Annotated in this window: 25 protein-coding genes; 7 read left to right on the forward strand and 18 right to left on the reverse strand. The window is 43.9% G+C overall.

Going from position 1 to position 26664, the window contains the following annotated elements:
• Positions 1 to 57 precede the first annotated feature (57 nt).
• Entirely contained in the window at positions 58 to 564 is a 507-nt protein-coding gene (locus A3CY_RS0118915) for a TlpA family protein disulfide reductase (RefSeq protein ID WP_018339523.1), read from the forward strand.
• Positions 565 to 651: 87 nt separating this feature from the next.
• On the opposite strand, the gene A3CY_RS0118920 is transcribed toward A3CY_RS0118915, so the two are convergent.
• Positions 652 to 1020, reverse strand: a complete 369-nt coding sequence (locus A3CY_RS0118920; RefSeq protein ID WP_018339524.1) for a YccF domain-containing protein — start codon at positions 1018 to 1020, stop codon at positions 652 to 654.
• Positions 1021 to 1183: 163 nt separating this feature from the next.
• On the opposite strand from A3CY_RS0118920, the gene A3CY_RS0118925 reads away from it, so the two are divergent.
• From A3CY_RS0118925 to A3CY_RS0118935, 3 genes are all read left to right on the forward strand, one after another.
• Positions 1184 to 1537 carry a thioredoxin family protein gene (locus A3CY_RS0118925; protein WP_018339525.1) on the forward strand — a complete coding sequence of 118 codons (354 nt, stop codon included), beginning with the start codon at positions 1184 to 1186 and terminating at the stop codon, positions 1535 to 1537.
• Between the two features lie 95 nt (positions 1538 to 1632).
• A complete protein-coding gene (locus tag A3CY_RS0118930; protein WP_018339526.1) occupies positions 1633 to 3285 on the forward strand; it encodes a SulP family inorganic anion transporter in 1653 nt (550 codons plus the stop codon).
• Between the two features lie 15 nt (positions 3286 to 3300).
• Positions 3301 to 4716: an amidophosphoribosyltransferase gene (locus A3CY_RS0118935; RefSeq protein WP_026207879.1), complete on the forward strand. Its 1416-nt coding sequence runs from the start codon at positions 3301 to 3303 to the stop codon at positions 4714 to 4716.
• Between the two features lie 65 nt (positions 4717 to 4781).
• Here A3CY_RS0118935 and A3CY_RS0118940 read toward each other — a convergent pair whose 3' ends face one another.
• The 13 genes from A3CY_RS0118940 to A3CY_RS0119000 all read right to left on the reverse strand — a co-directional run bounded on the left by A3CY_RS0118940 (position 4782) and on the right by A3CY_RS0119000 (position 18381).
• Complete coding sequence (locus A3CY_RS0118940; RefSeq protein WP_018339528.1) at positions 4782 to 5063, reverse strand: hypothetical protein; 282 nt, start codon at positions 5061 to 5063, stop codon at positions 4782 to 4784.
• Positions 5064 to 5618, reverse strand: a complete 555-nt coding sequence (locus A3CY_RS21685; protein WP_018339529.1) for a TlpA family protein disulfide reductase — start codon at positions 5616 to 5618, stop codon at positions 5064 to 5066. It abuts the gene before it with no gap.
• Positions 5619 to 5642: 24 nt separating this feature from the next.
• Positions 5643 to 6212, reverse strand: a complete 570-nt coding sequence (locus A3CY_RS0118950; protein WP_018339530.1) for a TlpA family protein disulfide reductase — start codon at positions 6210 to 6212, stop codon at positions 5643 to 5645.
• Positions 6209 to 6730: a TlpA family protein disulfide reductase gene (locus tag A3CY_RS0118955; protein WP_169503707.1), complete on the reverse strand. Its 522-nt coding sequence runs from the start codon at positions 6728 to 6730 to the stop codon at positions 6209 to 6211. Before A3CY_RS0118955 ends, A3CY_RS0118950 begins: the two co-directional genes overlap by 4 nt.
• Positions 6731 to 6740: 10 nt before the next feature.
• Positions 6741 to 7442, reverse strand: a complete 702-nt coding sequence (locus tag A3CY_RS0118960; protein ID WP_018339532.1) for a fibrobacter succinogenes major paralogous domain-containing protein — start codon at positions 7440 to 7442, stop codon at positions 6741 to 6743.
• Between the two features lie 26 nt (positions 7443 to 7468).
• Positions 7469 to 8380, reverse strand: a complete 912-nt coding sequence (locus A3CY_RS0118965) for a hypothetical protein (protein ID WP_018339533.1) — start codon at positions 8378 to 8380, stop codon at positions 7469 to 7471.
• Positions 8381 to 8382: 2 nt separating this feature from the next.
• Positions 8383 to 9912 carry a RagB/SusD family nutrient uptake outer membrane protein gene (locus A3CY_RS0118970; RefSeq protein ID WP_018339534.1) on the reverse strand — a complete coding sequence of 510 codons (1530 nt, stop codon included), beginning with the start codon at positions 9910 to 9912 and terminating at the stop codon, positions 8383 to 8385.
• Positions 9913 to 9924: 12 nt separating this feature from the next.
• A complete protein-coding gene (locus tag A3CY_RS0118975) occupies positions 9925 to 13473 on the reverse strand; it encodes a SusC/RagA family TonB-linked outer membrane protein (protein WP_155828493.1) in 3549 nt (1182 codons plus the stop codon).
• Positions 13474 to 13510: 37 nt separating this feature from the next.
• Complete coding sequence (locus tag A3CY_RS21690) at positions 13511 to 14569, reverse strand: FecR family protein (protein WP_018339536.1); 1059 nt, start codon at positions 14567 to 14569, stop codon at positions 13511 to 13513.
• An 84-nt stretch (positions 14570 to 14653) separates the two neighbouring features.
• Positions 14654 to 15244 (reverse strand): RNA polymerase sigma-70 factor, encoded by a 591-nt coding sequence (locus A3CY_RS0118985; protein WP_018339537.1) that lies wholly within the window; start codon positions 15242 to 15244, stop codon positions 14654 to 14656.
• Positions 15245 to 15438: 194 nt separating this feature from the next.
• The gene (locus A3CY_RS0118990) at positions 15439 to 16557 is read right to left on the reverse strand and encodes a cytochrome d ubiquinol oxidase subunit II (protein WP_018339538.1); all 1119 of its coding nucleotides are present in this window, start codon (positions 16555 to 16557) and stop codon (positions 15439 to 15441) included.
• A 56-nt stretch (positions 16558 to 16613) separates the two neighbouring features.
• Positions 16614 to 18167, reverse strand: coding sequence for a cytochrome ubiquinol oxidase subunit I (locus A3CY_RS0118995; protein ID WP_026207881.1), 1554 nt, complete (start codon positions 18165 to 18167; stop codon positions 16614 to 16616).
• 4 nt (positions 18168 to 18171) lie between these two features.
• The gene (locus A3CY_RS0119000; protein ID WP_018339540.1) at positions 18172 to 18381 is read right to left on the reverse strand and encodes a DUF4492 domain-containing protein; all 210 of its coding nucleotides are present in this window, start codon (positions 18379 to 18381) and stop codon (positions 18172 to 18174) included.
• Positions 18382 to 18600: 219 nt separating this feature from the next.
• On the opposite strand from A3CY_RS0119000, the gene A3CY_RS0119005 reads away from it, so the two are divergent.
• Positions 18601 to 19728, forward strand: coding sequence for an AI-2E family transporter (locus A3CY_RS0119005; RefSeq protein ID WP_018339541.1), 1128 nt, complete (start codon positions 18601 to 18603; stop codon positions 19726 to 19728).
• On the opposite strand, the gene ahpF is transcribed toward A3CY_RS0119005, so the two are convergent.
• The 4 genes from ahpF to A3CY_RS0119025 all read right to left on the reverse strand — a co-directional run bounded on the left by ahpF (position 19723) and on the right by A3CY_RS0119025 (position 23375).
• Entirely contained in the window at positions 19723 to 21279 is a 1557-nt protein-coding gene (ahpF, locus tag A3CY_RS0119010) for an alkyl hydroperoxide reductase subunit F (RefSeq protein WP_018339542.1), read from the reverse strand. The two genes, A3CY_RS0119005 and ahpF, sit on opposite strands and share 6 nt — an antisense overlap.
• An 84-nt stretch (positions 21280 to 21363) precedes the next feature.
• Positions 21364 to 21930, reverse strand: a complete 567-nt coding sequence (ahpC, locus tag A3CY_RS0119015; RefSeq protein WP_018339543.1) for an alkyl hydroperoxide reductase subunit C — start codon at positions 21928 to 21930, stop codon at positions 21364 to 21366.
• Positions 21931 to 22053: 123 nt separating this feature from the next.
• Positions 22054 to 22707, reverse strand: a complete 654-nt coding sequence (locus A3CY_RS0119020; protein WP_018339544.1) for a hypothetical protein — start codon at positions 22705 to 22707, stop codon at positions 22054 to 22056.
• A 95-nt stretch (positions 22708 to 22802) separates the two neighbouring features.
• Positions 22803 to 23375 (reverse strand): DUF6266 family protein, encoded by a 573-nt coding sequence (locus tag A3CY_RS0119025; RefSeq protein WP_240388192.1) that lies wholly within the window; start codon positions 23373 to 23375, stop codon positions 22803 to 22805.
• Positions 23376 to 24458: 1083 nt separating this feature from the next.
• Here A3CY_RS0119025 and A3CY_RS0119035 point away from each other — a divergent pair.
• Together A3CY_RS0119035 and A3CY_RS0119040 are read left to right on the forward strand one after the other, a co-directional pair.
• Entirely contained in the window at positions 24459 to 25829 is a 1371-nt protein-coding gene (locus A3CY_RS0119035) for a hypothetical protein (RefSeq protein ID WP_026207882.1), read from the forward strand.
• 11 nt (positions 25830 to 25840) lie between these two features.
• Positions 25841 to 26617 (forward strand): zinc ribbon domain-containing protein, encoded by a 777-nt coding sequence (locus A3CY_RS0119040; protein ID WP_018339548.1) that lies wholly within the window; start codon positions 25841 to 25843, stop codon positions 26615 to 26617.
• Positions 26618 to 26664: the final 47 nt, after the last annotated feature.

Genomic DNA, 26664 nt, shown 5'->3' on the forward strand with positions numbered 1-26664 from the left:
GTAATTGGTTTTATTCTTTAGATTTGTGAACGATAACACAAATTGAAGTAAAAGACAATGAGATTAAAGTACTATTTATCCTGTATCTTACTTTTGCTGGTATTTGCGGGAGTGAACGCCCAAGAGAAAAAGGAAGAATTGAAAGCCGGGGATCAATCTCCTGTTTTTAAGTATGTAGACATTAATGGTAAAGAGGTTTCTTTAAGTGATCTGAAAGGGAAGTACGTGTATATTGACGTGTGGGCAACGTGGTGTCCTCCTTGCAGGGGCGAGTTGCCTCATTTGAAAGAATTGGAAAAGAAAATGCACGGCAAGAATATCGTGTTCGTGAGTATTTCTTGCGATAAGGATAAGGCTGCTTGGGAGAAAATGGTAAAAGAACAAGGATTGGGTGGAATCCAATTACATAATGGGGGTGACCGGGAGTTCATGAAGGCTTATAATATCACGGGTATTCCTCGTTTTATACTCTTGGATAAAGAGGGAAAGATCGTAAATCCGAAAATGACCCGCCCCTCGAACCCGGAAACAGAAAAAACATTGAATGCACTGAAAGGAATTTAAGGATGTAGAGATTGATTGAATTTGTAAATTACTGTCGCTTGGCGACATTTTTAGATGAGCGGACCTTAGGGATGTGGTCCGCTTTTCTTATTCCACGTCATGACCGAATGGAGTCAAGGCTAGTCCGGCAAGTTTGAAATGCTGCATGCCGAAAGGGATGCCGATGACGGTGATACAAAAGAGTACCCCGAAGAGAATGTGCGACAGGAATATCCATACGCCCCCGATGAAGAACCAAATGATATTCATTATGACCGAGAGGCAACCGCTGCTCTTGGGAATATCGACGACTTTACTACCGAAAGGCCATAGGGCAAGTACACCGAGTTTTAAGGTTTGTAAGCCGAATGGTATGCCGATGATGGTGATAAATAGTCCCACGCTGGAAACGAAGTATTCTATGGCGATGAATAATCCGCCGAAGACAACCCAGATAATATTTCCTAAGATTTTCATGTTTTATGGTATTATGGTTTAAACTACCTCTCCAAAGATACGATAAAGAGAACAAAAAGGGAAATAATATCGTAAGATAAATAGTGTTTATGAAGTTGATGCTGTTTCCGGCAAAAATGGCTTTGTAAATTTGATGGGTTTTATGAATTTTATAAACTGATTTATGATCGAGCATTTGACCAAGGATAGCTTTAAACAGAAGGTGTTTGATTACCAAGATGACAGACGGTATAAGTTTGAGGGGAAACGTCCGGCATTGATAGATTTTTACACGAATTGGAGTGGTATATGTAAGACCATAGCCCCGATACTGGAAGAGTTGCAACGAGAGTACAAGGGGAAAATTGATATTTATAGGGTGGATAGCGATACGGAGCGGGAACTGGTGCAGGCTTTCAGGGTGCGGAGTATCCCCACACTGTTGTTTGTTCCGGTTATGGGGCAGCCGCAAGTAGGGAGAGGTGCGCTGTCGAAATGGGAATTGAAGAGATACGTGAGAGAGGTGTTTAACGTGTGAGGGGTTGCCTGCGGGACATTTTTTCATTTTCACATTTTTTCATTTTACCATTAATATTACTACCTTTGCCGCTTGTTTTTTAACAAGGTAGTATTATGGAAAAGGTGTTCAGTCCGAAGTTGTTCGGGTTAATTAAAGACGGCTCCGTGAAGAAGAATCTGTCTAAAGACATTCTGGCTGGAGTTGTGGTGGGAATTGTAGCAATTCCGTTGGCAATTGCATTTGCCGTGGCTTCGGGGGTATCTCCGGAGAAAGGTATTATTACGGCTATTGTTGCCGGGTTTTTAATTTCATTTTTAGGTGGAAGCCGGGTGCAGATCGGTGGTCCTACCGGGGCTTTTATCGTGATCGTTTACGGCATTATCCAGGAGTACGGGATAGACGGGATGATTATTGCGACGATATTGGCGGGGGTAATCATGATCGGGTTCGGTCTGTTGCGGTTGGGTACTTTGTTGAAGTTTATCCCTCACCCGTTGATTGTCGGGTTTACTTCCGGGATTGCGTTGGTGATCTTCTCGACGCAAATATCCAATGCTTTAGGATTGACGATTGCGGACGTGCCCAGTAGTTTTATCGGGAAATGGGGGGCTTATTTTAGTAATCTCGATACTGTGAACTGGTATGCGGTGGGAATCACGATCGTGACGATATTAATCACGGTGTATATGCCAAAGATCACGTCACGGGTGCCGGGTTCTTTCGTGGCGATCTTGCTGATTACGCCTGTTGCGATGTTTCTTTTGCCGGAAAACTCGGTGACGACTATCGGGTCGCTATTCGGGGAAATCAAATGTAATTTCGAGCCTGTTATTCCAACGATAGAGTGGGAAAATTTGTCCTATTATTTGCAACCAGCATTGACAATCGCTATACTGGGGTCTATCGAGTCATTGTTGTCTGCGGTGGTGGCAGACGGTATGATTAGCGGGCATCACCGTTCTAACACGGAATTGATCGCGCAGGGTATCGCTAATATCGCTTCTTCCTTGTTCGGAGGAATCCCTGCCACGGGAGCTATTGCCCGCACGGCTACTAACGTGAAAAACGGGGGACGTACTCCGGTAGCGGGAATTACTCACGCGGTGGTGCTCCTGTTGATTATGTTATTTTTCGGGAAATGGGCTTCCTTGATCCCGATGTCCTGTCTGGCAGGTATTCTGATCGTGGTTTCCTATAACATGAGTGAGTGGCGTTCGTTCCGTTCCATATTGCGGGCTTCGGTGTTCGACGTGGTGATTTTGTTGGTGACTTTCTTCCTGACGGTGTTGGTCGATCTGACGGTAGCTATCGAGATCGGGGTGGTGTTGGCAGCCCTTTTGTTCATGAAACGTATGGCAGATAATGCGCCGAAAGAGATTATCGGGGCGACGAATCTGGATCAGGATATTTCGGAGAATTATAAGGATTTACCGAAAGGTTTGGGTATATACGAGATTAGTGGACCATTTTTCTTTGGTTCGGCTAAGACTTATTGCGAAACAATTCGTAACTTGGGCGTGAATTATAGTGTGTTGATTATCCGAATGCGGCACGTGCCGTTCGTGGATTCTACTGGTTTGAAGAATCTGAAAGAAACAATACTTCAGTTGACGAAGGAGAATACACGAATCGTGTTGTCGGGAGTAAGTGAACCCGTGAAGAAAGATTTGTTGAAAGGTGGTGTTGGCGAACTTGTCGGGGTTGATAATATTTACCCGAAATTCGATATCGCTTTACGTGCGGCAAAGGAGATGATAGAGAAATAATTTAAAAGATATTGTATGAGCGGATTTTTTGGTTGTGTATCTCGTAGGGATTGTGTGGCTGACGTGTTTTATGGTACGGACTATCATTCTCATTTAGGAACGAAACGAGGCGGAATGGCTTTTTATAACGGGGAAGAATTCAATCGTTCCATCCATAGTTTGGAGAGTGCCTATTTCCGAAATAAGTTTGAACCGGATTTGGATCGGTTTATCGGGTCTAATTTGGGAATTGGGATTATTAGTGATATGGAGTCCCAGCCGATCACGGTGACTTCTCACTTGGGGCGTTTTTCCGTGGTTGTGGTAGGACGTATCGATAATCTGGACGAGATTGTGGAGCGTTTCTTGAAGGAACGGAAGCATTTTGCCGAGTTGTCGGGGTCTGCAATTAATCCGACAGAGGTTGTTGCCATGTTGATAAATTCCGGGGAAACTTTTAAGGAGGGGATCGAGAACGTGTACAACTCGGTTAAGGGATCGTGTTCATTCCTAATTCTTACCGAAACGGGTATTTATGCAGCCCGGGATAAGTACGGGAGAACGCCGATTGTTTTGGGAAAGAATGAGTTTGGCTACGTGGTGGCAAGCGAGAGTTCTTCTTTCACGAATTTAGGATATACTATCGTACGGGATATTAAACCGAAGGAAGCGATACAGATTACCCGTGACGGGATCACGCAGATCACCACCCCGGGATGCAAGAAACAGATTTGTTCGTTCCTATGGGTATACTATGGTTATCCCTCGTCTTATTACGAGGGAATAAACGTGGAGGATGCCCGCTATCGTTGTGGCGCAGCCATTGCCGCTAATGATGACGTGGAAGTGGATTATGCTGCTGGGATTCCCGATTCGGGAGTGGGGCATGCTATCGGTTATTCCAATGCCCGCCATATCCCTTACAAAAGACCTTTCGTGAAATACACGCCCACGTGGCCTCGTAGTTTTATGCCGCAAAACCAATCGATGCGTGATTTGGTGGCGAAGATGAAGCTATTGCCGAATGAAGCGTTCACGAGGGACGCAAAGATATTGTTCTTGGATGATTCTATCGTGCGGGGCACGCAGTTGAAAGATAACGTGGTGAAATTGCGGGAGTGCGGGGTGAAAGAGGTGCATATGCGCATTGCTTGTCCGCCGCTGGTGTATCCTTGCGTGTTCTTGAATTTTTCCTCTTCCCGTTCAAATTTCGATTTGTTTACCCGCCGGGTAATTCGGGACTTGGAAGGTACGTCCGAATTGACGGAGGAGATATTAAAGCCTTATACCGATCCGGACTCGGAGAAGTACAAGAAGATGCTGGAGGTCATGGCTGCCCATCTGCAATTGGACTCATTGAAGTTCCAGCGATTGGAAGACATCGTGAAAGCGATAGGTTTGCCGAAAGAGGAGCTTTGCACTCATTGTTGGGATAATTCGTCTTACATGTAGAAGGGAGCGCGAGGTATAAAAAAGAGGTGTGTTGACACACCTCTTTTTTATTAGGAATAAATAGTTTACTCGATTTTTCCATCGGGATAAGAATCTTTGTGTGTATCAATAATCCATTCCCGTACTTTCCCTGCTTCTATCGCCGGGAGTATTTCGGAGACCTCTTCCCAATCAAAATGAGTGAGATAGAGAATCCTGTCATCTTTGTTTACTCCCGCGACGTATAGGCCGTCTTCACTTCCCTCTCCGCCGATATAGGCTTCGTAGGCTAGAGTTTTCATTGCTTCCAGAACGGCTTGTATACATATTTGCCGGGCTTCTTGGAAATTTTCAACTGTGAGTTCCATTTATTTTTTGTATTTGGTTATGATGTCTTTAATAACTTTTTCGGTCAACCCTCCTTCACCGTCTCCTCTTTCCCCGTGGGGATTGCCTTGCCAGCGTACAATGCCATCCGGATCAATAATGATTACCATGGGGATACCTTCACCGCAGTACGCATTGAAGAGTTTAGATTTTGGGTCCGTGGCTTGGTAAAAAATGATTGGCGAGTATTTTTCTTTCAGTTTCTTTTTTATTTTCTTTATTTCTTGAAGACCTTTTTCCATACTTTCTTTTGATTGTAAGGTAATGGCGATAAAAACAGCTTCTTTTTTAAATTTCTTGGAAAATTTATTCATGTGTGGAATGAATTTCACGCAAGGACCACAAAAGGTGGACCAAAAGTCCAAAATAATAAATTTCCCAGTTGTATCAGGTTTTTCGGTTATCCATTCTTTGACGTTTAACGCGGGGGCTTTCTTCCCTAACATGGGACGGCTCCAGTCGAATTCTGTATCTTCTTGTGAAAATGCCGATGTTACGGAGAAAAATGCTAACAAAAATAAGAATAATTTTTTCATGTTGAATATTGTTTGTGTAATAGTTTATGATTTCTTGGTATTGGATTTCTTGGTTTCTTTTTTCTTTTGGTATTTGTTAAAGAAATTTTCCAACACATCTTCTGTTAAATTGAATGTGTTCTTCTCTCCTATGCCTTCTTTTAGCACGTGACCTTTCCATACGATGATGCCGTCTGGATCGATTAAATATGTCGTGGGCCATGCTTGGATGTTGAATATATCCTCGATTATTGCCTGTTCGACAATACCCCGGTGGTAGCGGATGTCCGGTTCTACCATTAGTTTCACGAGATTGCTTTCATCACTGGTGAATCCTACTACTTGAAGGTGTTTTTTATACTTTTTTGCCAAATAATTCTGGTATGGCACCGTGCGATGGGTTACGGGGTAAGCCATGATGCACCAGAAATCGATAAGTACGAATTTCCCTTTTAATTTAGGTTTTTTCCCCAGCCATTCTTGTACGGCAAAATCCGGGAAACGTTGACCGACCAAGATTTCTTTTTTGGTCGTCATGTTTTTATTCGGTTGAGCTTGCGTGTTGTTGAAGCCGAAAAGTCCCAGTAATAATCCTGTAATAAGTAATATTCTCATTTCTTTTTATAATGTTTGCGTATTAGCTTTTTTAAAAATTTTTCTGAGATAATTTCTCCTTCCAGTAAAGGGAAACCCTCGTAAATGACTTTTCCCCGGGCATTTAAGATATAACAATAACCATAGACTTTGATTTTGAAATTCTTTACGGCTTGGGGGGCGTAGGCGTAAGGAAATTCTATCGCTGGTTCAATGTTCGTGATGTATTCCACGGGATCTGCTGTCAGACCAATAATATTCAACCGGTCTTTGAATTCCTTCGCGAATTTGTTGAAACGAGGTATGTCCACGTATGCGGGCAAGGGGTTGGAGGTCGACCAAAAATAGAGTAATGTCAATTTTTTATCGTTTTTTTCACTCGCTTTATTGATCCATTTTTCTACCGGGTATTCCGGGGCTAGTGCCCCCAAAAGGGTCGGGGGCCGTAAAGAACTGATACTTGTTTCTTCCTGTGCGGAACACCATGTCGTAAATAATAAACACGTGAGTGATAACCAAATTTTTATGCTAAGATTCATGTTATTTGTTTTATTTGTGGACATCCCGCACGTAGCGAACGGAAAGCATTTTACTTTTATCAATTAAGGTCCGTGCTATTTGATCGGAGTTATAACTTATCTGACGGCAATAATGGAGGTTGCTGCCTTCTTTTTCCGGGGTTGCGCTCCAGTAAAAGCCATACACGTAGATGAAATAGGGTACAAAATTATCCCCATCATATTCTCCCATACCTCCCGTGCGGAGATTCATCATGGTGCCTTCTTCCTGTTGCAGCAGTGTGCCGACGGGATTCCCTCGCCAATCGGTGGCGTTCAAATCGGCATCCGGCATGCCCATCGCCTTTTCCAGTGCCTGCCAGTCTTCGTCCGTCGGGATGCGCCAGCCTTCGGGACAGAGTTCCAGGGCTTTTTCGTAGGTGTAAAGACATCCGAAGGTCTTGAAATTCTCTTTCTTTTCAAGCGCTCTGTCTACGGGATTTCTCGAGGGTTCATGGCTTATCTCGCATCCGTTCTGCGTCCAATCGTCCGGTTTGACATCAAGATTCAGGTTGGTGGTCATCCACTCCAGGTTGCCATAACGTACCCACGGGAACTCAAGTCCCGTGGTTTCATCTTTGAACACCCCCTGTACTTCCGGCTCAATGACCGGTATTTGTTGTTTGTCGTCGTCTGAGCAAGCCCAGCTTAAAATCAGTAAACCGATTGCAATAATTATTGATTGTCTTTTCATATCCTTTCTTTTTATGCATGTTTTATTCAGACAGCGAAACCTCCTTCAATCAGAAGTCGTTTCAGTATATCGTATTTTTTGAGTACCAAGGGGTAATCTGCGTATTCTGCTTTGAAATCTTCTTCCGAACCGTCAAGTATGATCTCCAGGTATTTTGCCAAATCATTACCCGAGCCATAAACTTCAAAATATTCGTATCCGTCATACCAATAAGCTAAGATTCCCGTTGCTTGGATGAAATCTTCTTCACTCCAAAATCCATACTGATAATCATAGATATATTGACCATAATAATTCCTGCCGGGAGCGTAAAATTCCTGTAATTTTTCTGATGTCAGATAATAGTCCCTGATAAGACTGTTGAGGATTCTTTTGGCAAAGGTCTCTCCTTCGCTTTCCAGCATCGAAATATTGATGGCCATAGCGCGGGTTCCGAAATAGAAATCCTGGTCGGAACCGCTATCCCACCAACCGTCTGTAGCCCCCTCCTCGCTCCACCACGTGTAAGCAATCAGATTATCTATCAACAAAAAGGAATAGGGGTAATAATTTTTAGGCAAAACAGGTAAAATTTGTTTTTTGAGCAATTCAACTGCTGATACCTGTTTCTCGTAATCCGATAAATATTCGAATTCGAATTTCCATAGAACGGAACTGTTTATGCCATACGACAGGTCTAATAATTCTGTGGTATACAATGGATTGCCGTATACATCCGTTCCGTAATATTCGTTTTTCAACGTGTCTGTAAACAACAGATAGGCTCCGGTTTCTTCGTGGAACTTCCGGCGCAATTGCGAGGTCGGGTCGGTGGCGCCCTCAGCCGGTGCAAACAGGTTCGGTTGAGGAGCGTTGGGAAGCAGGTCGTCTTCCTTTTTGCATGAAAAACAACCCAACAAAATGATTCCGTAAAGGATATATGTCTGTAATCTTTTCATAATTAGTTGAATTGGAGGATGGATATATAAGTTCTTTCATTTCTCGGGTTCGGGGTCAATTCTTCAAACTGTATGACCTCGTAAGGTATCTGCAACGTCCACGCCGGGTCGCCGGCTTTCAACTCATACGTGTAAGTGGTCGATGCCGTTTGCCAATCGCCAAATTCCGTATAAGTATTGCGGATGGTGCCGGTAAAGGGCTTTTTCTCGCATACGTTGTAGCGGCGCAAATCAAACCAACGGTGTCCCTCGAAACATAGTTCCCGCCGTCTTTCCGTACGAATCTCCTCAATCAGGTCATCGCCTGTCAAAGTTGTCGCGTCATAGTATTCCATGCGGTGTTCGTGCAAGAGATCCAACACTTCCCGGGCTTTTTTCTCGTTGTCTCCTCCCATGTATGCGGATGCTTCGGCCAGATTCAGCCACGCTTCGGCGGTACGGAAGAGGAAGTTGCTCGACACGTTCGCATTGTACGTCCTCTCTTTCCGGACAAATTTGTTACAGAACATGTATAAATCCACCCAGGCCTCTTCATCGTTTTTCAGAAAATATTGCTTGCGGAGATCTCCGTCGGGGTAACATGCTTTTAAGTCTTCTGAAGCACTGAGTCCCTTCCAGTAAGTAGTAATCAGTGCTGATATGTCATTCCCGCCCATGGAGAATATAATTTCGGGAGAGGAGGCATCCGCGAAGGCTTTGGACGTTCCGTCAAACGTGTTCAGGTCAATTAGGTCCGATTGTAAATCCAGGCATAATTGGGCATACTTGGCGGCATTCTGCCAGTTTTGCATGTAAAGGTATATGCGGCTTTGCAGCAGGCGCACGGCAGTCAGATTGGCCCGATATATGGATTTACGGGCGATTCCTTCCAAGTTTGTTGCCGCATGTTCCAAATCCTGGATGATTAAGGCATACACGGTTTCCAATGATTCGCGGGGGAACATTTTATCTTCAATCACGGGAGTGGTTTTCACGGGTACCCCTAATGCGGTTGCCGCACTGGCAGGCTGATACGGTTGCCCGTACAGGTTCACGAGGGTAAAATAGTAGGCTGCCCGCAAGAAATAGGCTTCTCCGCGAATCCGGGATATCGCTTGTTTTTCGTCATCATTTTCTGCGGATAATTTGTCCACCTCGTAAAGTATCATATTGGCGAGGTTGATGTGTTTATACAATTTATTCCAATCCGTGTCCTCCGGGCTTGTCGTCAATTTGTCCGTGTGATATCCGACCCGGTATTGCCAGGCCACGTACCCGAAATACTGTTTTTGAAACCAGGAATAATCTATTCCCCAACCGGTCGACTCAATATTCTCTTGGGTTTCATCTGCCATCAGATGGATATACGGGTAGTAGGCATGGGTTAAATTCATATCATAGAATTCCGTTTCCATGTATGTTTCCCCAATCAGTAATTCGTCCAAGTCCGCGTAATCCCGGACATAGGCTTGGTCCTGTGAATACTCTTTCAGGAAATCCGAGCAGGAAGAGAATAGTATCCAAAGTAAACCGATAAAATAAATATATTTCATAATCTGTTTTTTTTAAAATGAAACACTAAGGCTAAATGACCATGTCGGACGTTCTGACAATTGCGTGTCGGAGAATCCGCTCTGGATAGGTGTCTGTCCTTTCAGTCTTTTGGATTTGATGTCAAACAGGTTGGTCGTGGACAGCGAGACGGTGAGCATGGATATGCCCCATTTTTCCAGTTTTTGTATCGGGAAGTCGTAGCTGAAACTTATGTTCGAGCATTTCAGATAATTCCCGCTTACCACCCGGTGGTCCGACTGGTCATACATTGTCCATGCGTTTTCCGCAATGATTTGGATATTGTTTCTCGATTCGGCAAAAGACCAATGGTGGAGGTAGGCCAGGCTTTCCGGGTTCGAACTGTTTATGATATTCGGGATATCCGTGCGTTTCTCATCTCCCGGGTTGCGCCAACGATTCACCATTTCGTAATTGACATTTTTCTCCGGGTCGAAATTCAACCCGTCGTCGTATAATCCGAACAATCGGATTTTGGAGCCTAAACTGTAATTCAGGATAAAGTTTAACCGGAAACTCTTGTAGCGTAACGAATTCGTGATGCTACCCTGTGCTTTAGGGTCTCTTTGTCCGGAGGGGGTTAGCACCATCGTGTACGTGTCGTATTTGCTCAATCCCACGAGTTCTTGTTTCCGGTCCTGCATGTCGTTAAAAATAGGTCCTCCGTTACGCGGGTTCAAGCCGATGAACTTGTATGACCAGAAAGTGCCTACTGCGTGGCCTTTGGTCAGGGCGGTACCGCTTAAAAAGTCATCCAATTCATATTCATCGACTCCCGGCAAGGTGTTCATTTCGTTGTACACTTTGGAGAATGATGTCGAAAGTGTCCAGCGGAAATTGTCGTTTGAGATAGGGGTTATCGTTGCGTCGATACTGAAACCTCGATTGTCAATAGTCCCGGAGTTGATCACGTATTCTCCGCGTCCGTTTACGCTTGAGATCTTTTTCGTCAGGAAAGCGTCTTTGGTGTGCTTGTAATAGTAGGAAGTGTTCACTTGGAGAATGTCTTTGAATAAAGAAAAATCCAAACCCACGTTAAAAGAACCTGTACGCTCCCAGCGTAAGTCTGGATTCGGGTAAACCGATACCTCTGATGCCAATTCATTGTAATGCGTGTTGAAAGGCAATTTCTTCATAATCAATTCCGGGGATTGTCCGCTCAACATATTTCCTTGATAACCGTAAGAGAGACGCAATGCCATGTTGCTCACCCACGGGTTGTCCATCCCGGTGTGTTCCGAAATGTTGTACGAACCGGATACGGACCACACGGGTAGCAATTTTTCGTTACTTCTGCTCCCGAATTGGTTGGATCCGTCTACACGGGTATTGGCATTTAACGTGAAGTAGTTCTTGTAGCTATATGATACGGAAGCATATCCGGAAATCATATTTGTCAGGTTGTCGGATGCGCTCGGCAAGTTGTTTTGCATCCAGGCCTTATAATGTGGAAAATCATCCAAATTTATCACGGTAAATTGCTTTCCCCGGTCGGCGTAATATCCCCTGTCGGTGCGAGAGAATCCCGCGTACTTGGAGGAACTGACCTCGTATCCCAGGTTGGCGGTGATGTTGTGCTGGTTGTCCGCCCCGAAATATTTGCTGATGTCCGCTTGCAAACGTCCCGTGTAAGCGTTATTGCGCGTGTATGTCTTTTTCAATTCTCCCCCGTAAGGCATTTCGTTGTAAATCGCCTCACCTTTGCCGGACACTTCCCCATACTCCGATTCACGCAGGCAGGCCGCATACCAGGTGCAATCGCCCAAGTAATTTTCTTGTTCCGTGTTGGAAGTTGAATACGAGAATATGGCTTGGAGCGATAACCAGTTGGTTGCCTTGTAGCGCAAGTTTGCGGTTAGCGAGACCGCCGAATTATCTTGGTGCGAATAACTGTTGTCCAGTTCGTTCAAGATATTGTAATCGTACAATTGTTGGTATGCGTATTGGCGTTTATAGTAAATGTATCTCCCTTGATCGTCTAAAGCGGGGATGGTGCGGCTCGTGGTGTAAGCGTAATCAATGGGGTTTATGCTTTCCTCGCTGTATTTGCGTTTGCCGATATTTGCGTTTAAATTAAGGCTGGTTGTGATCTTGGGAGATACGCTGGCATCCACGTTTAGGGCTGCGGTGTAACGTTCGTACTTGTTTCCTTTAATAACATCATTGTCTATGGAGTATCCGATGGATGAGTAGTAGCGGATTTCTTCGTTCCCGCCCGAGAGGCTTATCGTGTGCTGGTGAGAGAATGTATCTTCGGTTAATAAGTCAAACCAGTCGGTATTCGTGCTTTCCAGTTTGGCAACCTCCTCTGTGAATTGGGCGTGTGTGAGGGACCCGTTGTATAAATTATGCACGAGTCCCTCGTATCCGATTAAATTGACATCCGAGGAAAAAACGTGGTGTTTTTCTACTAGATCTTTAGAGAATTCTACTCTTTGCTTGGAATTCATCAAGTGGATGTTACGATCCGTGTACCGGGGACGGCGACGGTAGGTAGCGGAGAAATCGTAGTTTACGACAGGGCGTCCGATTTGACCTTTTTTTGTGGTAATCACGATTACCCCGTTTGCGGCTTTTACCCCGTAAATTGCCGTGGCAGAAGCATCTTTCAAAACATCGATACGGTCAATGTCTCTCGGGTTAAGTCCTGCGATAGCGTTACCGATACGGTTGATATAATCTGGGTCGTTCAATTCTTCCGGGGCGATGGGCACGGGGTCCTGCACGATAATTCCATCTACCACCCATAGCGGTTCGCGGTTTCCCACGAGCGTGGATGTACCCCGGATACGGATTTTCGGGGCAACACCGACCTCACCCGAGTTTGTCATCATCATCATGTCCGGTATGCGTCCTTGAAGCATCTGGTCGATAGACATGGCTCCGGCGATCATCACGTCTTTGGCTTTCACGCTTGAAATGGCACTAGTTGATTTTTTCTTGTCTATCACTTGATAACCGGTGACAACAACTTCGTTCATCTCGTTTACGTCCATTTTCATCACGATGTTGATCACCTCTTTCGTGACCGTGATTTCCTGGGTTTGCATTCCGATAAAGGAGAAGATGAGTTTCATACCTAACTTCGGGACAATTAATGTATAATTCCCGTTTGCGTCTGTTGTGCTCCCGGTGGTTGTTCCTTTTACTAGGATAGTTACCCCTGGTAACGGCTCCCCGTTTTCATCTCTCACTGTTCCTGTGATTTTTTTGCTTGAAACGAGGGAACGGGCTGCAATTACGATAGCGTTCTTTTCCAACGTGTAGGTGTACTTGTCCGCTAAAATGAATTGCAATGTTTCATCCAACGTCATTTGCAAACGTGGCAGACGAACTATCTTCTGGGCGTCTAGCAGGTTTTCGCTATAAAATACATCACATTTTAATTGCGTTGAAATCTCATCGAAAACTTGTTCAATCGTCATTTGTTGACTTTTGAAGTTTAGGTTGTCGCTCGGGGAGAGCTTGCCCGCTTGTAGAGGTATTATGCTTAGCAATAATACCGCTATAACCATAGCTGTTTTGAGATACTTCTTTTTCATTAATTTATTACTGTTTAAATGGATAATATAGGTTGCTCTATTTTTTCAAGATAGTGATTATGTGGTCTTTTATTTCAAAACGTATGACTTTGGTCCCTTCCAGGAGAGATAAAGTTTCTTTTAAAGAGCGGTCTTTGTCAATGACACCTCTGAATTTGAAATCTTTGACATCCTCTTCTTGGTATATGAAAGTGAAATCATACCATCGTTCCAGTTTTCGGGTAATGTCTTCCAGACGAGTGTCTTTGAAATGAAGTTTTCCGTTTAGCCAAGAAGTGTGTAGTGTCACGTCTACTTGTTTCACTTCCGCTTTTCCTGTTCGCTTGTTGACGATGTATTGTTCGGAGGGCTCCAGTATGCGTAATTCTCCGTTATCCGATATGGATACTTTTCCCTCGACTAATGTCGTGCTCCAGTTCGGGTCGTCTGAATATGAACTGATATTGAATTTCGTTCCTAGTACCGTGATTTCCCGTTCTTTGGTGATGATTTTGAATGGAACATTCTCATTTTTAGATACTTCGAAATAGGCTTCTCCTTCCAGGTATACGGTTCGGTCGGTCACGGAGAATTGCACTGGAAACCGTAAGACGGATTCGGAATTAAGCACGATGAAAGTACCGTCCGGTAATTCAAACGAGAAATCGGCTCCCCTGGGTACCACTAAGCGGTTATAACGAATTTCAATGGAATCTTGGTGTACTTCATTGTTCCGGTAAGTTAATTGATTATGAATACTGTCTCGCGTGATGGATATTCCTAATTCTTCTTCGAGTAGATCGTTTATATCTTCTAAATCAATACTTTTTCCGTTCGCTAAGGTTAACTCCACTTTAGCGGGGAGGGAGGGATGTTGGGATTCATTATGCGCGAGAGGTGTGGGGAATTGAGGTCCTGATAGATCGTTTACAAACAGAATACAGCCTAGAATGATTAGGGTACATGCGGCATACCCTGACCACAAGAGGATGACAGAACGTCTTTTCTTGTGGAAATTTCTTGCTTGAACTTTCTTCCATCCGGCTTCTTCGTCAAATTTCTTCTTTTTTTTCGAGTTGCACACTCGCTGTATTAAATAATCTAATTCATCTTTCATGATTTCGTTTTTATATCTTCGAGGTCCACAACTACCTCAAAAGGGTGATCGAAAAAATAAAAAAATGAAATAGAATGAATAAATTTATTGTATTCTTCTAAAATAGAGCCATATAAATAAGGAAAGATTTTTAATATCTTGCACTTTTTCCCGAATGATACGATAGGCTTTACTGACGTGTGTTTTTACCGTGTTTAACGAAACTCCCAATTCATCAGAGATTTGTTTGTAACTCTTTTGGTCCATGAAACTCATTAAAAAAACATTTTTGCATTGCGAAGGCAGTTCATCTATCGCCTGTTCGATTTTTTGCAATTTGATGAGTTCATCTTCGGAAAACTCGGATTTTTCCAAGTACTCGATAAATTCGGTCAAGCGAGGCATATGGTGTTGTTCTAAAGCCTGAGTTCGAATAATTTTTAAAGCCCCGTTGCGTACGGATTGATACAAATAAGATTTTAATGATATTGTAATGTTGATTTTCTGTCGATTCCCCCACAAATAGACAAAAGCGTCTTGTACAACATCTTCCGCTTTTTCGGCATCACCCAATATGCCCATGCTGTAATTACACAATTCTTGATAATACTTATGAAATAGAATTTCGAAAGAGTTTGCATCTCCTTCTATAATAGCTTTTAATATCGTGTTATCAAGATCTGTGTTTCCGTGCATGACCCTCTTGCGGACTTTGTTATCAATCGATTTTGTATGCAAATATATATAATGTCTTGAAATTTAGGAGTTGCATTTATAAATAAAATCGATAAAAAATCGGAGAAAATTGAAATGTATCGGCAATCATGTAAGTAACATGGGAAATTGCAGGTTACAAATTAAATGCCGGTAACCTGCAATTTCTCGTTTTTTTAATAAGCGTGGTGATCGTCTTGCACGTCTTGTATATCTATCTGTTTCTTGTTAAGGGCTCTCCAGGCGTAGAAAATGTACGCTATGACAAGGGGAGAAACCAAAGAAACGTATGCCATGGTTTTTAACGTGTAGTACGAGGACGAAGCGTTATAGATGGTCAGTGAGGAATTCAAATCCGTGTACGAGGGATAGAATGCCGTGTTGTTAAAGCCTGCCACGATGAACAGGGCGATAACGGCAAGTACGATACCGGTCCCGGAGAACCAAATTCCTTTTCTCCAGTGAGGTTTGATGATGGATTTGATGATGCCGAATAGAACCCCGACAACCCCGATTAACAAGATCAGCGTGTTTAACGGCATTTCCAATAGGTTGTAGAAATATTTGTACTGAACCAGTTGGATACTTTTATCTTCCATGATAGCGTAACCTTTACTTGTCAGAATGATACCGAGGAAAACCAACAGTAAGATGACGAAAGGAACCGAGTTGTACAATACTTGCTTTTTACTTCTTTCGTAAATAGCGTTATGTTTGATATTATTCATGAAATAGAGGGATGCCAGTGTCCGGGCAAGGAAAAAAATGGCTAACCCCAGGCAGATGTTGGCGAAGTTAAACAGGACTTCGATTCCCCGCCAAGGGCTCATCCAATTGACATCATTCATCTCGCCTAATTGGAACGGGTTGCCCGTGAAGAAAGAACCGACCACGGCACCGATGCAAATTGTTCCGATCACCCCGTTGATAATCAAGAATACATTGTAAGTGCGTTCGCCGAGCAAGTTACCCGCTTTCCGGCGGTACTCGTAGGACACGGCTTGTATCACGAAGCAAAACAACACGACCATCCAAGCAAGGTATGCCCCACCGAAGCTCGTTGAATAGAATAACGGGAAACTGGCAAAGAATGCCCCGCCGAACACGACCAGTGTCGTGAACGTGAATTCCCATTTGCGCCCAAGGCTGTTGACAAGTACATTGCGTTCGTCCTCGGTCTTGGCTATAGTATATAGTAGTGTTTGCCCTCCTTGCACGAATAGCAGGAAAACCAGCAGTCCGCCAAGCAGTGATATTAAAATCCACCAGTAGTGTTGAAGAAATTCCATATTCATTTTCGATTTATGATTTACAATTGGTCACTCGTCTTTTAATTTTCAATATTGCATTTTCAATTGTCTGTTTCCGGTCCTTTTTTGATCTGGTGGAACATGATCTTCAGTTCCGCGATGAGCAGGATTGTGAAGAGTATGGCGAACATCCAGAACGTGGTGATAACCCAATTCGATGCGATCTTCGTTACGGCAACATTGGTCGGCATTAAATCCTGTACTACCCACGGTTGGCGTCCTACTTCTGCCACGATCCAGCCGCATTGTGATGCGATGTATGCCATGGGAACACAGAATAGTGCCAGATAAGGGATTAATTTGAATTTCTCGAACTTTCTTTTCTTGGCGTACCATAAGGAAACGGCGAAAAGCAACACGAAAAGCATGCCTAACCCCACCATGATACGGAAACTATAAAATACCAGCGGTACGTGGGGTATCGCGTCATACGGGGAATTGAGATAGCCGTACCCGAAATCCGAATAATTGGCTTTAAAGACTTGCAAGGTACTGTCGGCAAGGATTTGATTCTCTTCTTTGACGGCTTGCTTGTAGGTCTTCAAGGCGTCAATTGCCGTGCGACCGTTTGCCATGCGTTGTTCTAAAGACGGATAGGTCACCCCGGATTGGGAAGTGTAGCCATCCAGAATATTTTGAATACCGGGGATATAAGCATTGAAGTCGTGGTATCCCAAGAACGAAAGCATTTTAGGAACATGAATGGCATATTCCATTTTTTTCATTTTGTCTGTCGGTAAAGACGGATCGTTTACCGGAAGACCGATAACGGTAAATGCGGCTCCTCTGCCACCTTCATTCAAACCTTCCATTGCCGCAAACTTCATGGGTTGGGTTTTCGTCACGTCTTGTGCGCTGCTATCGCCCGTGTAGATCGTTAGTATGATACTGATTAACCCGAAAACGGAAGCGAGCATAATACTCTTGCGGGCGAATTCAAGATTTCTTTTCTTGAGGATAAACCATGAACTGACGCCCACCACGAAGCAAGCGGAAAGCGTGTACGCCGAGGTCACCGTGTGGGTGAATTTGCTGATAGCCGTGGGCGAGAACAGTATCGCCCAAAAATTGTCCATTTCGTTGCGGGCTGTTATCGGGTTGAACTCCATGCCGACGGGATTCTGCATCCACGCGTTAGCGACCAGAATCCACAGGGCAGAGATGTTTGCACCGACGAATACCATCCACGTGGATACGAGATGGAAGCGTTTGCTGACTTTGTTCCAGCCGAAAAACATAACTGCCACGAACGTCGATTCGAGAAAGAAGGCGATGATGCCTTCGATAGCTAACGGGGCACCGAAAATGTCACCCACGAACCAAGAGTAATTCGACCAGTTCGTGCCGAATTGAAATTCGAGAATCAACCCGGTGGCAACCCCGATAGCGAAGTTAATACCGAAAAGTTTCATCCAGAATTTTGTGGCGTTCAGCCAACTTTTGTCACCTGTTTTTACCCACATCGTTTCCATGATGGCGAGCATCAAGGCTAGTCCCAAGGTGAGGGGAACAAACATGTAGTGGTAGATTGCTGTCATGGCGAATTGCCATCGTGACCACTCCACTAGAGTGGTGGTTGTCAGATCAAGAAGCATAATATCAAGGTTTTGTTGTTAATTCTTTGAACACGTGATCGCTTTTCTCCTCCGCGCTGTCGTATTGGGAGTTCAGGAAGTTGGGCATCAGCCAAAGTTTGAAAACCAGAAACATGATACTCAGCTTAATAATAATGATAAGCCAAAGGGTACGTCCCCAGCGGGGCATATTCTTAAATCCGTCGTAATAAAGATACCAAGCCTTTTTCAACATACACGACAATTTTTATTATTATCAATTAAGAACGTTATCAAAGGTAAAAATGTTTTTCTAATCTTCCTGTTTTTTTGTATAAATAATACTTATGTGCGTATAGGATAAATTTATTTGTCTATTTTTGAAGGGAGAAAAAGGCGGACGGGATATGTAACGAGAAATAGTTCTAACCGTAAACGTGAGGTAGTTTTTACTCGATAATGCAAAATTTGAATTATGAATAATATCGGAAAATATTGTTTGGGAGGCTTGGCGCTGTTGGTGGTAGTTTTTTTGTGCTGGTACTTTTCTTCGATTATCGCTTATATACTGGTAGCGGTAGTCCTTTCCTTTTTCGGGCACCCGATTATCGATCTTTTGGGGAAAGTTAAGATTAAGGGAAAAAGAATGCCGAATGGGTTGAGGGCGGGGATCGCTTTGGTTTGTATATGGTTTGTTCTCGTGCTTTTCTTCTACACGGTGATCCCGTTGGTCAGCCAGGAATTCCAGTCCTTGAGTGACATTAGCATTACAAATATCGTGAACAAGTTGGAAGATCCTTTGGCAGACTTGGAGGAGGGGTTGAAACATTTCGGGATTATAGACGCGAATCAGGATATTAAGGAATATATCGTGAAGAATTTGAAATCCGTGGTGGATGTCACCCAGATTCAGAATTTGTTCGGTTCCTTGGCGGGAACGATCAGTAGTATTTTTATAGCGCTCTTTTCGGTGACATTTATGGCGTTTTTCTTTTTGAAAGACAGTAATCTTTTTTACAAGATGCTGTTGGCTGTTGTCCCTGCCCGTTACGGTGAAGGCGTGGGAAAGGCGCTCGATTCGATCCAGAGATTGCTGGTGCGTTATTTTATCGGGATCACTTTCGAGGTGTTGATTGTTATGGGGTTGAATATTTTGGGTTTGACCATAATAGGACTCCCGTTCAATAATGCCGTCCTAATCGGGTTGATTACCGGGGTGACAAATGTTATTCCATATATCGGACCGCTTATCGGTGCCGCTTTCGGGCTTTCGGTAGGGATCGCCACGAACGTGGACGTGGATTTCTACATGGTAGTATTCCCCTTGTTGATTTACATGAGTATCGTGTTTATCATCACGCAATTGATCGATAATGTCGTGTTGCAGCCTTTGATCTACGGGAATAGCGTGCATGCCCATCCGATGGAAATATTTTTGGTAATCTTGATTGCCGGTAATCTGGCGGGGATACCGGGTATGATTCTCGCCATACCCGGGTATACCGTGCTAAGGGTTATATTGCGGGAATTTTTCAACAAATACAGGCTCGTGAAATCGCTCACGAAAAGTCTGGAACTACCTGATGAGGAAACGAGGTTATAAGCCTAATACACCACGCGTACGGTCTTCAAAAGCGGAAAGTGCAGCTTTCGCTCCTTCGCCCATTGCTATGATAATTTGTTTGTAAGGCACCGAAGATACATCTCCAGCCGCGTATATACCCGGAATGTTCGTGCGGCAACGCGCGTCGATTACTATTTCCCCGGGACGGTTTGTTTCCACCACTTCACGGAACGCTCCGCTGTTCGGTACTAATCCGATTTGAACGAATATGCCGTCCAAAGCAATTACCCGATCTTCCCTTGTTTCGCGGTCTTTTACCCGTATTCCTGTTACTTTCTCCCCGTTGCCTGCTATTTCAAGAGTTTGCGAATTCGTGAATACCTCCACGTTCGGCAGGCTCTTTACTTTTTCCCGTAACACCTGATCGGCTTTTAATTCCTCGAGAAATTCCAGAACGGTTACTTTAGAACAAATACCAGCCAGATCGATAGCTGCTTCTATTCCTGAATTGCCCCCTCCGATGACAGCCACGTGCTTGCCTTTGTAGAACGGTCCGTCGCAATGCGGGCAAAAAGCCACGCCTCTGCCTATATATTCTGCCTCCCCGGGCACGTTTAATCTTCTCCAACTTGCACCCGTGGCGACAATGACCGCCGGGGCTATGAATTTCTCTCCCTTTGCGGTGGATAATATCTTTTGATTATTTTCGATTTCTACTTTTTCAATCCGGCGATGTTCCAGCACGTCTATCGGGTAACGTTGGATGTGTGTTCTGAGATCGTCAGCCAATTGGCTGCCTGTTGTTTCGGGTACGGATATTAGGTTCTCGATTCCCACGGTTTCCTTTACCTGTCCCCCGATGCGTTCAGCCACGATAGCGACGTTCAATCCCTTGCGTGCGGAATAAATCGCGGCGGCGGCTCCGGCAGGTCCTCCTCCCGTGACAATCACGTCATATTGTTTCTCCGTGGCTTCTACTGCCTCTTCGTTACTTCCGTACCGGGCTTCCAGTTTATTCAACAATTCCCCGAATTCACCTCGTCCTACATGAATCAGTTTGCCATCCGCGAATACGGAGGGAACGCCTTGTATATTCAATGCCTCGACTTCCGCTTGGTTGATTGCCCCGTCCACCATCTCGTGAGAGATTTGGTTGTTCAACGTGGTCATGGCATTCAGCGCTTGTATCACGTCCGGACAGTTCGTGCAGGTCAGGGAAACGTATGTCGTCAAGTGAATCGGACCTTTCAATGTTTTCACCCGGTTGCAAATTGCCGTGTCGGGGAAATTCTTTCCCTTGCCATCCAAGTTCATGATGGCGAGCAACAGGGAAGTAAACTCGTGCCCGTTGGGAACTCCACGGAATCTTATACCTGTTTTCTCTCCGTTTTTCAAGATGGTGAACGATAACCCGTCGCCTTCCGTGATCCGGTTGGAGATTTTGTCCGTGCAATCGGCAACATCGCTTAATATTTCCACGAGTTCCTGCCGGCTCTCGTGTTGAGGTGAAACAACAATATCAAACGTGTATGTTGCTTCCAATCCCTCGAAGATCGTTTTTAGCTGTTCTTTTAGTGTAGTATCTAGCATGTAAATGAAGTTTAGAGTTTAAAATGTTAAGTTTAGAATTCAGAATGGCATCACTCCAAATTCTAAACTTTAAATTTTGTACTTTTAGATTTTACCGACCAAGTCGATGCTCGGCTTCAGGGTGCTGCCTCCTTTTTTCCATTTCGCGGGGCAAACTTCGTTCGGGTGCTCTGCCACGAACAAGGCTGCTTCCACCTTGCGGAGTAATTCTTCCGCGTTACGTCCGATATTGTTGTCATGGATTTCGGCAATCTTGATCTTTCCTTCCGGGTTTACCACGAAAGTTCCACGGTATGCCATTCCTTCTTCCTCGATCATCACCCCGAATGCGCGGCTTAATGTCCCGGTCGGGTCGGCAAGCATCGGGTAGTTGATTTTGCGAATACTTTCAGAAGCGTCGTGCCATGCCTTGTGCACGAAATGTGAATCTGTACTTACAGAATAAACCTCTACTCCCATTTTCTGGAATTGCTCGTACTTCTCGGCAACGTCTACCAGTTCGGTCGGGCATACAAAGGTAAAATCAGCAGGGTAGAAGAAGAAAATCGCCCATTTCCCTTTTACGTCATCACTGCTTACCGTTTTGAAATTGCCATTGTGATAAGCTTGAACTTTAAATTCCGGAATTTGTGAATTGATAATTGTTTCCATTGTTAGTGTGTTTATGTGTTATTATTAATTTGTTTTCCCGGTACAAAGATATATAGTTTTTATTGATATAAATAATAATATTGATTGAAATATTTTATATCTATATAGATAAAACAAATGAAGTCACGCCACTTCCACCCGGGCGTGCCAGCTCGCGGAGAAATCCGTGCCGTTGCTTCCCGTGAAGAAGATGTACGCGTGTGCCGATTTCCCGATTGTTTCATCAAGAATGAATTCGCCTTGCAAATCTCCCCGGCATCCTTTCACTTCCGGTGCCAGGCGGGGGGAGCGTTGCAGGTTGTCGTACAATATGCCTACCTGCATCCTGTCCGTTCGTGCCGTGGTGCTCCATTCCCTTTCTTCGTGCCACGTCACCCGGAAGCGGTTCCCTTCCCGTGTCACCCGTAAATCGCGGGGCAAGGCTAAAATGCCCAGGGTAAACACGAAATTCTCGAAATCGGCGATCTCGCCTTGCCCGTCAAAACAGCGGGAGTTGGTCGCGTGAAACAAGTTCGGCGCCGTCCATCCTCTCGGCTTGGCGGCAGAGCGCCACGCCACGGGCGAAATCTGTTTCATGTACTCCTTGTAGAACCATTGTACCGCCGTGAAGCGGGTGGTGACCTCTCTTTGTTTTTCCGTGCGTCCCTCCACTTCCCATTTCCTCGGTTTGCCCGGGATGGCGTATCGTTTGGCGTGTAATTTCCCGTTGCGCGTGAAATAAATCACGTTGCCTCTTCTGCCTCGGACGAGACCCTTGAAATAATCAATAACTTCCATGGTAATTTTTTTAATATTCACGATACTTTAATTTTTATCTTGTTGTCAAAGGAAAGGGAACTCCCCGTTCCCGGGGAATTCCTCTTTCGCGAGTGTTAAGCACCTTCCTCCACGGTCAAGTATATGGATTTGGATGCCAGCTTCCCGTCGGCGCTCGTGGCGAAAGCGTACACGATCACGTGTTCCTTTTCCCACCTTTTCGGCAACGTGACGGAAGTGGTACCGCTTTCTCCCCGTTGGCGTAGTTCTGCCAACCTGCAGAAACCTTGGTTGCTTTCCAGCAGCACGGCGTACACTTTGTCGTCCGCGCTGTTGTTCCTCTCTTCTTCTGTCGTCGTTTGCTCGAACAGGAATTTTTGGCTTTCCGCGGAATAAGTGACGGTCACCTCCGGCGTGTGCAACTGACCGTTGGCACAGAGCAACCGCTCGTAGTCGACGCTCACTGCGTCGCCCGTCACCGTGCAAATGTCCTTGTTCAGCCGCACGAACTCGTTTGCCGCCGTGAGCCCTCTCTTGCGCTGGGGGAAGCCCAAGAGTATTATCGCTTGTAGGACGGATGCCAGTTTTGTTAAAACCCCGAACTTCATCCGTTGTTCGATGGCGGCGGGAGAGTTGCTACCCTTTCTGCCTGCCCCTTTCCTACGTGCGATGTTATCACTGTAACGCATATAATACGTTACGTTACCCGTGGATCCAATAAGGATCCCTAAAAAATCTGTAAAGATTTTAGACATTTTTTTAATTTAATAAGTTTATTAAAAAATATTTTTTTTTGAGAGGAACTTCTCATGATGACTATCATGACTTTTCTCGAGAACCTTGTTCTTGATGGATGAATCGCATCAAGATTAAATTATCCGTTATGTTGATACAATAACGAGATTAAGACAAGGGAATCATCTTTTTGTCGTGATTCCAGAAACAGCACTTAGCTATTCCAAAAGCAAATATACGATGAAGTATGGATAAAACAAAATAAATTTCAAAATATTTTCAAAATTCGTGCAAACCGTTGTGCACGAGAGTCTGATTCCGGAAAGATTGATTCTTGTTTGGCTATATCCCGAATTTTCCCTAATATTGTATCGTGAACTAAAAGTAGAACTTAAATAGAAGTATCAAGAAACAGACATTTTGAACTAAAATATTGTTGAACGGACAGGATATTATTCTACATTGCAAAATCTGGTACATTTTAATCATCATGAATAATAAGCCGAAGCACGTTCCACACCCCTCCGGGCGTGGATTGTTTTCGCTTTCATGATGATGGGTTTACCAGAACCTTGCATGTGGGAAGGGTTAGCAATTTCACGCTCTCTTTTTATCCTCCCGCTTGGAAACATGATAAACAGTACCGTGAAAGTTCGTATCGGAAGGCTCGTTCGCGATAAAATGTTACTTTTGCCACACGGCTACCCCGGATGAACGTTTGCTGTATAGTGAAAATTAATTACATTTGTAGCCTTGCTTGGGATTAATCCCGGGTAATGAAATGTGAAATAATTGAAGCGTTTAGTTTTATCCTTGTTTTGAAAATCGCCAATTTTTAGCACAATAGGATAGGCAGTACAAACGTTCATGCTTGCCATATAGACATTCTCTATATATGGTTTAGCGTGGGGTAGCTGTTTATTTTTGTGCGGGTGTTTGGCGATACCTCAAAACAGATAAACTGAAAGTTCCCACGCTTTTCTAATATTAAATAGTCACCTCTCGGGGAGCTTGTGGTGCGATAATTTTACGCAACTATGAGAAAGGTATTGGCGTTGTGTTTCAGTTTGTTACTGGATGTTTTCGCGTTCTCGCAAGAGAATGAGCCACGGTTTGTTACGGACACGATTCTTGTCGTTGATACCGTGAAAATCCAAAGCCTGATAGCCGAAAAGGTCGTGCGGGAAACAGATTCCCTTCGGGCTTTGTTTGCCGAGTGCGAGCGAATCGTGGAGATTGCTAAAAACGGGGGAATCACCCCGTGCGAAAATGACGTTCAACTTTCAATCGTGAAAGAAGTGGGTCGTTCTGGAAAATTTAAAACACACCTGAAAGCTCGGGATACACATCTTGAATATCGGCTTCAGAAAGAAGTAGAGCAACTTAACGAGCAGCTTCGGAAAACTTTTGGTAAAAAGGGTAAAGAACAAATTCGGGCAAATATCGAGGCTAAAGAAAATGAACTCGCGCTTCTGCATGTGAATTATGACAAGAATCCGGTCATCACTCCCGACGTGGCGGACTACATCGGCTATTACAGGCAAAAGGTACAAGCTCTGGTAGAGCGTGACGAAGAAATGCTCAAGAGCAAGGATTTTGTCACCGCGTATAGAAAATTATTCAATTTAAAAGCGAAAAGTTCTTCCCAGGTAGACGATCTCCCCCGAAAGTCGCTTGTCCGCCAGATACCCAACCCGAATCATCCGGATAATCTCACCGCGGAGCAGAAAGAAGCACTGGAGTTGAAACGTCAAACCCAAGGTTGGGAATGGGCAAACGAAGAATTGCCGAGAAAAACGGAAACGTATCCCGATGAAGTTTCATACAAATACAGTGATTCCCACCCGGAATACAAAATCGTGGGCTTGTACGGGGAGCCTGAAGGGGTATTTAAAGATAAAAAATTGATCCGTGTACTTTCCCTGACTCGTAACCATATGAATTATAGTTACTACGGATCCAAAGTATTCAACGAGATTTACAAGCAAGATTATTTAGCGAACAAGTACAATATAAAATCCGAATCAGCCGATGTCCAGAAATGCCTTAAAATTAAATTCGGTTTGGATGAAGCAGATTTGAAATCGGGGCTAAAGTTAGCGGAATTGGACTTGGCTTACAATGCGGCGAAGACAGCAGAGGAACGAGGAAAAATCAGACAACAAGCAGTTGCTCTCTTCTTTAAGGCATACTCTCAAGCGGTCAATGAAACCGCCGGCCGCTTCATCAAGCAATTGGAATCAGACCACCAGGATGATTTGCGCAAAATCAAAAGCATAGACCGGGTAAGTGATTTAGAGTTCGATGTCGTATTCATGAACAAAGAAGATAGAATAACTTACACGGTTAGATTTACTTTCTTTCAAGTAAAAGATTTCGGTTTGGATTTTAAGATCACGTTAATGTAAAACATAATATTATGGGTGAAACAAAACAATGTCCGTATTGTGGAGAAGAGATTCTTATCGCGGCAAAAAAATGTAAACATTGTGGGGAATGGTTAACTAGCGAAGTACCCCTAACGGGACAATCCGGTAATACAACTTCTGAAGTAGAAAATGTTTTGACAAAAGAGGAGAAAGCTTTACAACTTCCTAAAAGCAGTAAATTATGGGGATGGTTTATTGGAATTCTAACAATTGGTGTTGTTAGATCATTGTTAAATGCAAAATCTATTAGAGATGGATACTTTGATACTTTGGATGCAACATGGGATTTTATCTTGTTTTGGGGATTCTTGCTTTTATTACAATACATGAAAAATTTCGAGCAAAAAATACCGTTACTGAAGTTCTTGCCTTGGTGTTTTTTGTTATCTGGAATAGGGACAATTATTTTTACTGACGAATTTTTTGACGATGTTAACGTAGGAGCGGTATTTGTTATAATGATGTTGCTAATAGGAATCATTGTTTACGAGTTTTATATCGCCAGACAGCTATCGAAGTTTACAGGAGAGCCGACAGGAGGAATTAAAACATTGGGTGAATTTATGTTTATAAGTTGTCTGTTCGAGGTCATGGAGTTTTTTTCTTCACTTTTTATAGAAAATGAATCTGTATTGGCGATGGTACCGCTATTTGGTATTACTCTGTCATTTGTTACTTGTATTTTATTGCTGAGAGTATTTCGTAAAGCCCGTCAATATAATGAACAACATTTTGGCATTAAATCCAAGTCAACGGCAACGGATTGAAATTGGATATAATTATAAGGTCAAGTTGATAAAATAAACAATAAATA

Origin of the sequence: Butyricimonas synergistica DSM 23225 (genome assembly GCF_000379665.1) — a bacterium.
Classification (GTDB): Bacteria; Bacteroidota; Bacteroidia; order Bacteroidales; family Marinifilaceae; genus Butyricimonas; species Butyricimonas synergistica.

Bases quoted from the DNA above. Each gene is read 5' to 3' on its own strand.
- A3CY_RS0118985 (WP_018339537.1), bottom strand. From the start codon at position 15,244: ATGCACGGAAACACAGATCTTGATAACACGATATTAAAAGCTATTATA.
- A3CY_RS0118950 (WP_018339530.1), bottom strand. From the start codon at position 6,212: ATGAGAATATTACTTATTACAGGATTATTACTGGGACTTTTCGGCTTC.
- A3CY_RS0118930 (WP_018339526.1), top strand. From the start codon at position 1,633: ATGGAAAAGGTGTTCAGTCCGAAGTTGTTCGGGTTAATTAAAGACGGC.
- A3CY_RS0119000 (WP_018339540.1), bottom strand. From the start codon at position 18,381: ATGTTGAAAAAGGCTTGGTATCTTTATTACGACGGATTTAAGAATATG.
- ahpF (WP_018339542.1), bottom strand. From the start codon at position 21,279: ATGCTAGATACTACACTAAAAGAACAGCTAAAAACGATCTTCGAGGGA.
- A3CY_RS0119020 (WP_018339544.1), bottom strand. From the start codon at position 22,707: ATGGAAGTTATTGATTATTTCAAGGGTCTCGTCCGAGGCAGAAGAGGC.
- ahpC (WP_018339543.1), bottom strand. From the start codon at position 21,930: ATGGAAACAATTATCAATTCACAAATTCCGGAATTTAAAGTTCAAGCT.
- A3CY_RS0119040 (WP_018339548.1), top strand. From the start codon at position 25,841: ATGGGTGAAACAAAACAATGTCCGTATTGTGGAGAAGAGATTCTTATC.
- A3CY_RS0118955 (WP_169503707.1), bottom strand. From the start codon at position 6,730: ATGAATCTTAGCATAAAAATTTGGTTATCACTCACGTGTTTATTATTT.
- A3CY_RS21690 (WP_018339536.1), bottom strand. From the start codon at position 14,569: ATGAAAGATGAATTAGATTATTTAATACAGCGAGTGTGCAACTCGAAA.
- A3CY_RS0118940 (WP_018339528.1), bottom strand. From the start codon at position 5,063: ATGGAACTCACAGTTGAAAATTTCCAAGAAGCCCGGCAAATATGTATA.
- A3CY_RS0118925 (WP_018339525.1), top strand. From the start codon at position 1,184: ATGATCGAGCATTTGACCAAGGATAGCTTTAAACAGAAGGTGTTTGAT.
- A3CY_RS0119005 (WP_018339541.1), top strand. From the start codon at position 18,601: ATGAATAATATCGGAAAATATTGTTTGGGAGGCTTGGCGCTGTTGGTG.
- A3CY_RS0119025 (WP_240388192.1), bottom strand. From the start codon at position 23,375: ATGCGTTACAGTGATAACATCGCACGTAGGAAAGGGGCAGGCAGAAAG.
- A3CY_RS0118975 (WP_155828493.1), bottom strand. From the start codon at position 13,473: ATGAAAAAGAAGTATCTCAAAACAGCTATGGTTATAGCGGTATTATTG.
- A3CY_RS21685 (WP_018339529.1), bottom strand. From the start codon at position 5,618: ATGAAAAAATTATTCTTATTTTTGTTAGCATTTTTCTCCGTAACATCG.
- A3CY_RS0118960 (WP_018339532.1), bottom strand. From the start codon at position 7,442: ATGAAAAGACAATCAATAATTATTGCAATCGGTTTACTGATTTTAAGC.
- A3CY_RS0118915 (WP_018339523.1), top strand. From the start codon at position 58: ATGAGATTAAAGTACTATTTATCCTGTATCTTACTTTTGCTGGTATTT.
- A3CY_RS0118970 (WP_018339534.1), bottom strand. From the start codon at position 9,912: ATGAAATATATTTATTTTATCGGTTTACTTTGGATACTATTCTCTTCC.
- A3CY_RS0118920 (WP_018339524.1), bottom strand. From the start codon at position 1,020: ATGAAAATCTTAGGAAATATTATCTGGGTTGTCTTCGGCGGATTATTC.
- A3CY_RS0118990 (WP_018339538.1), bottom strand. From the start codon at position 16,557: ATGAATATGGAATTTCTTCAACACTACTGGTGGATTTTAATATCACTG.
- A3CY_RS0118965 (WP_018339533.1), bottom strand. From the start codon at position 8,380: ATGAAAAGATTACAGACATATATCCTTTACGGAATCATTTTGTTGGGT.
- A3CY_RS0118995 (WP_026207881.1), bottom strand. From the start codon at position 18,167: ATGCTTCTTGATCTGACAACCACCACTCTAGTGGAGTGGTCACGATGG.
- A3CY_RS0118935 (WP_026207879.1), top strand. From the start codon at position 3,301: ATGAGCGGATTTTTTGGTTGTGTATCTCGTAGGGATTGTGTGGCTGAC.
- A3CY_RS0119035 (WP_026207882.1), top strand. From the start codon at position 24,459: ATGAGAAAGGTATTGGCGTTGTGTTTCAGTTTGTTACTGGATGTTTTC.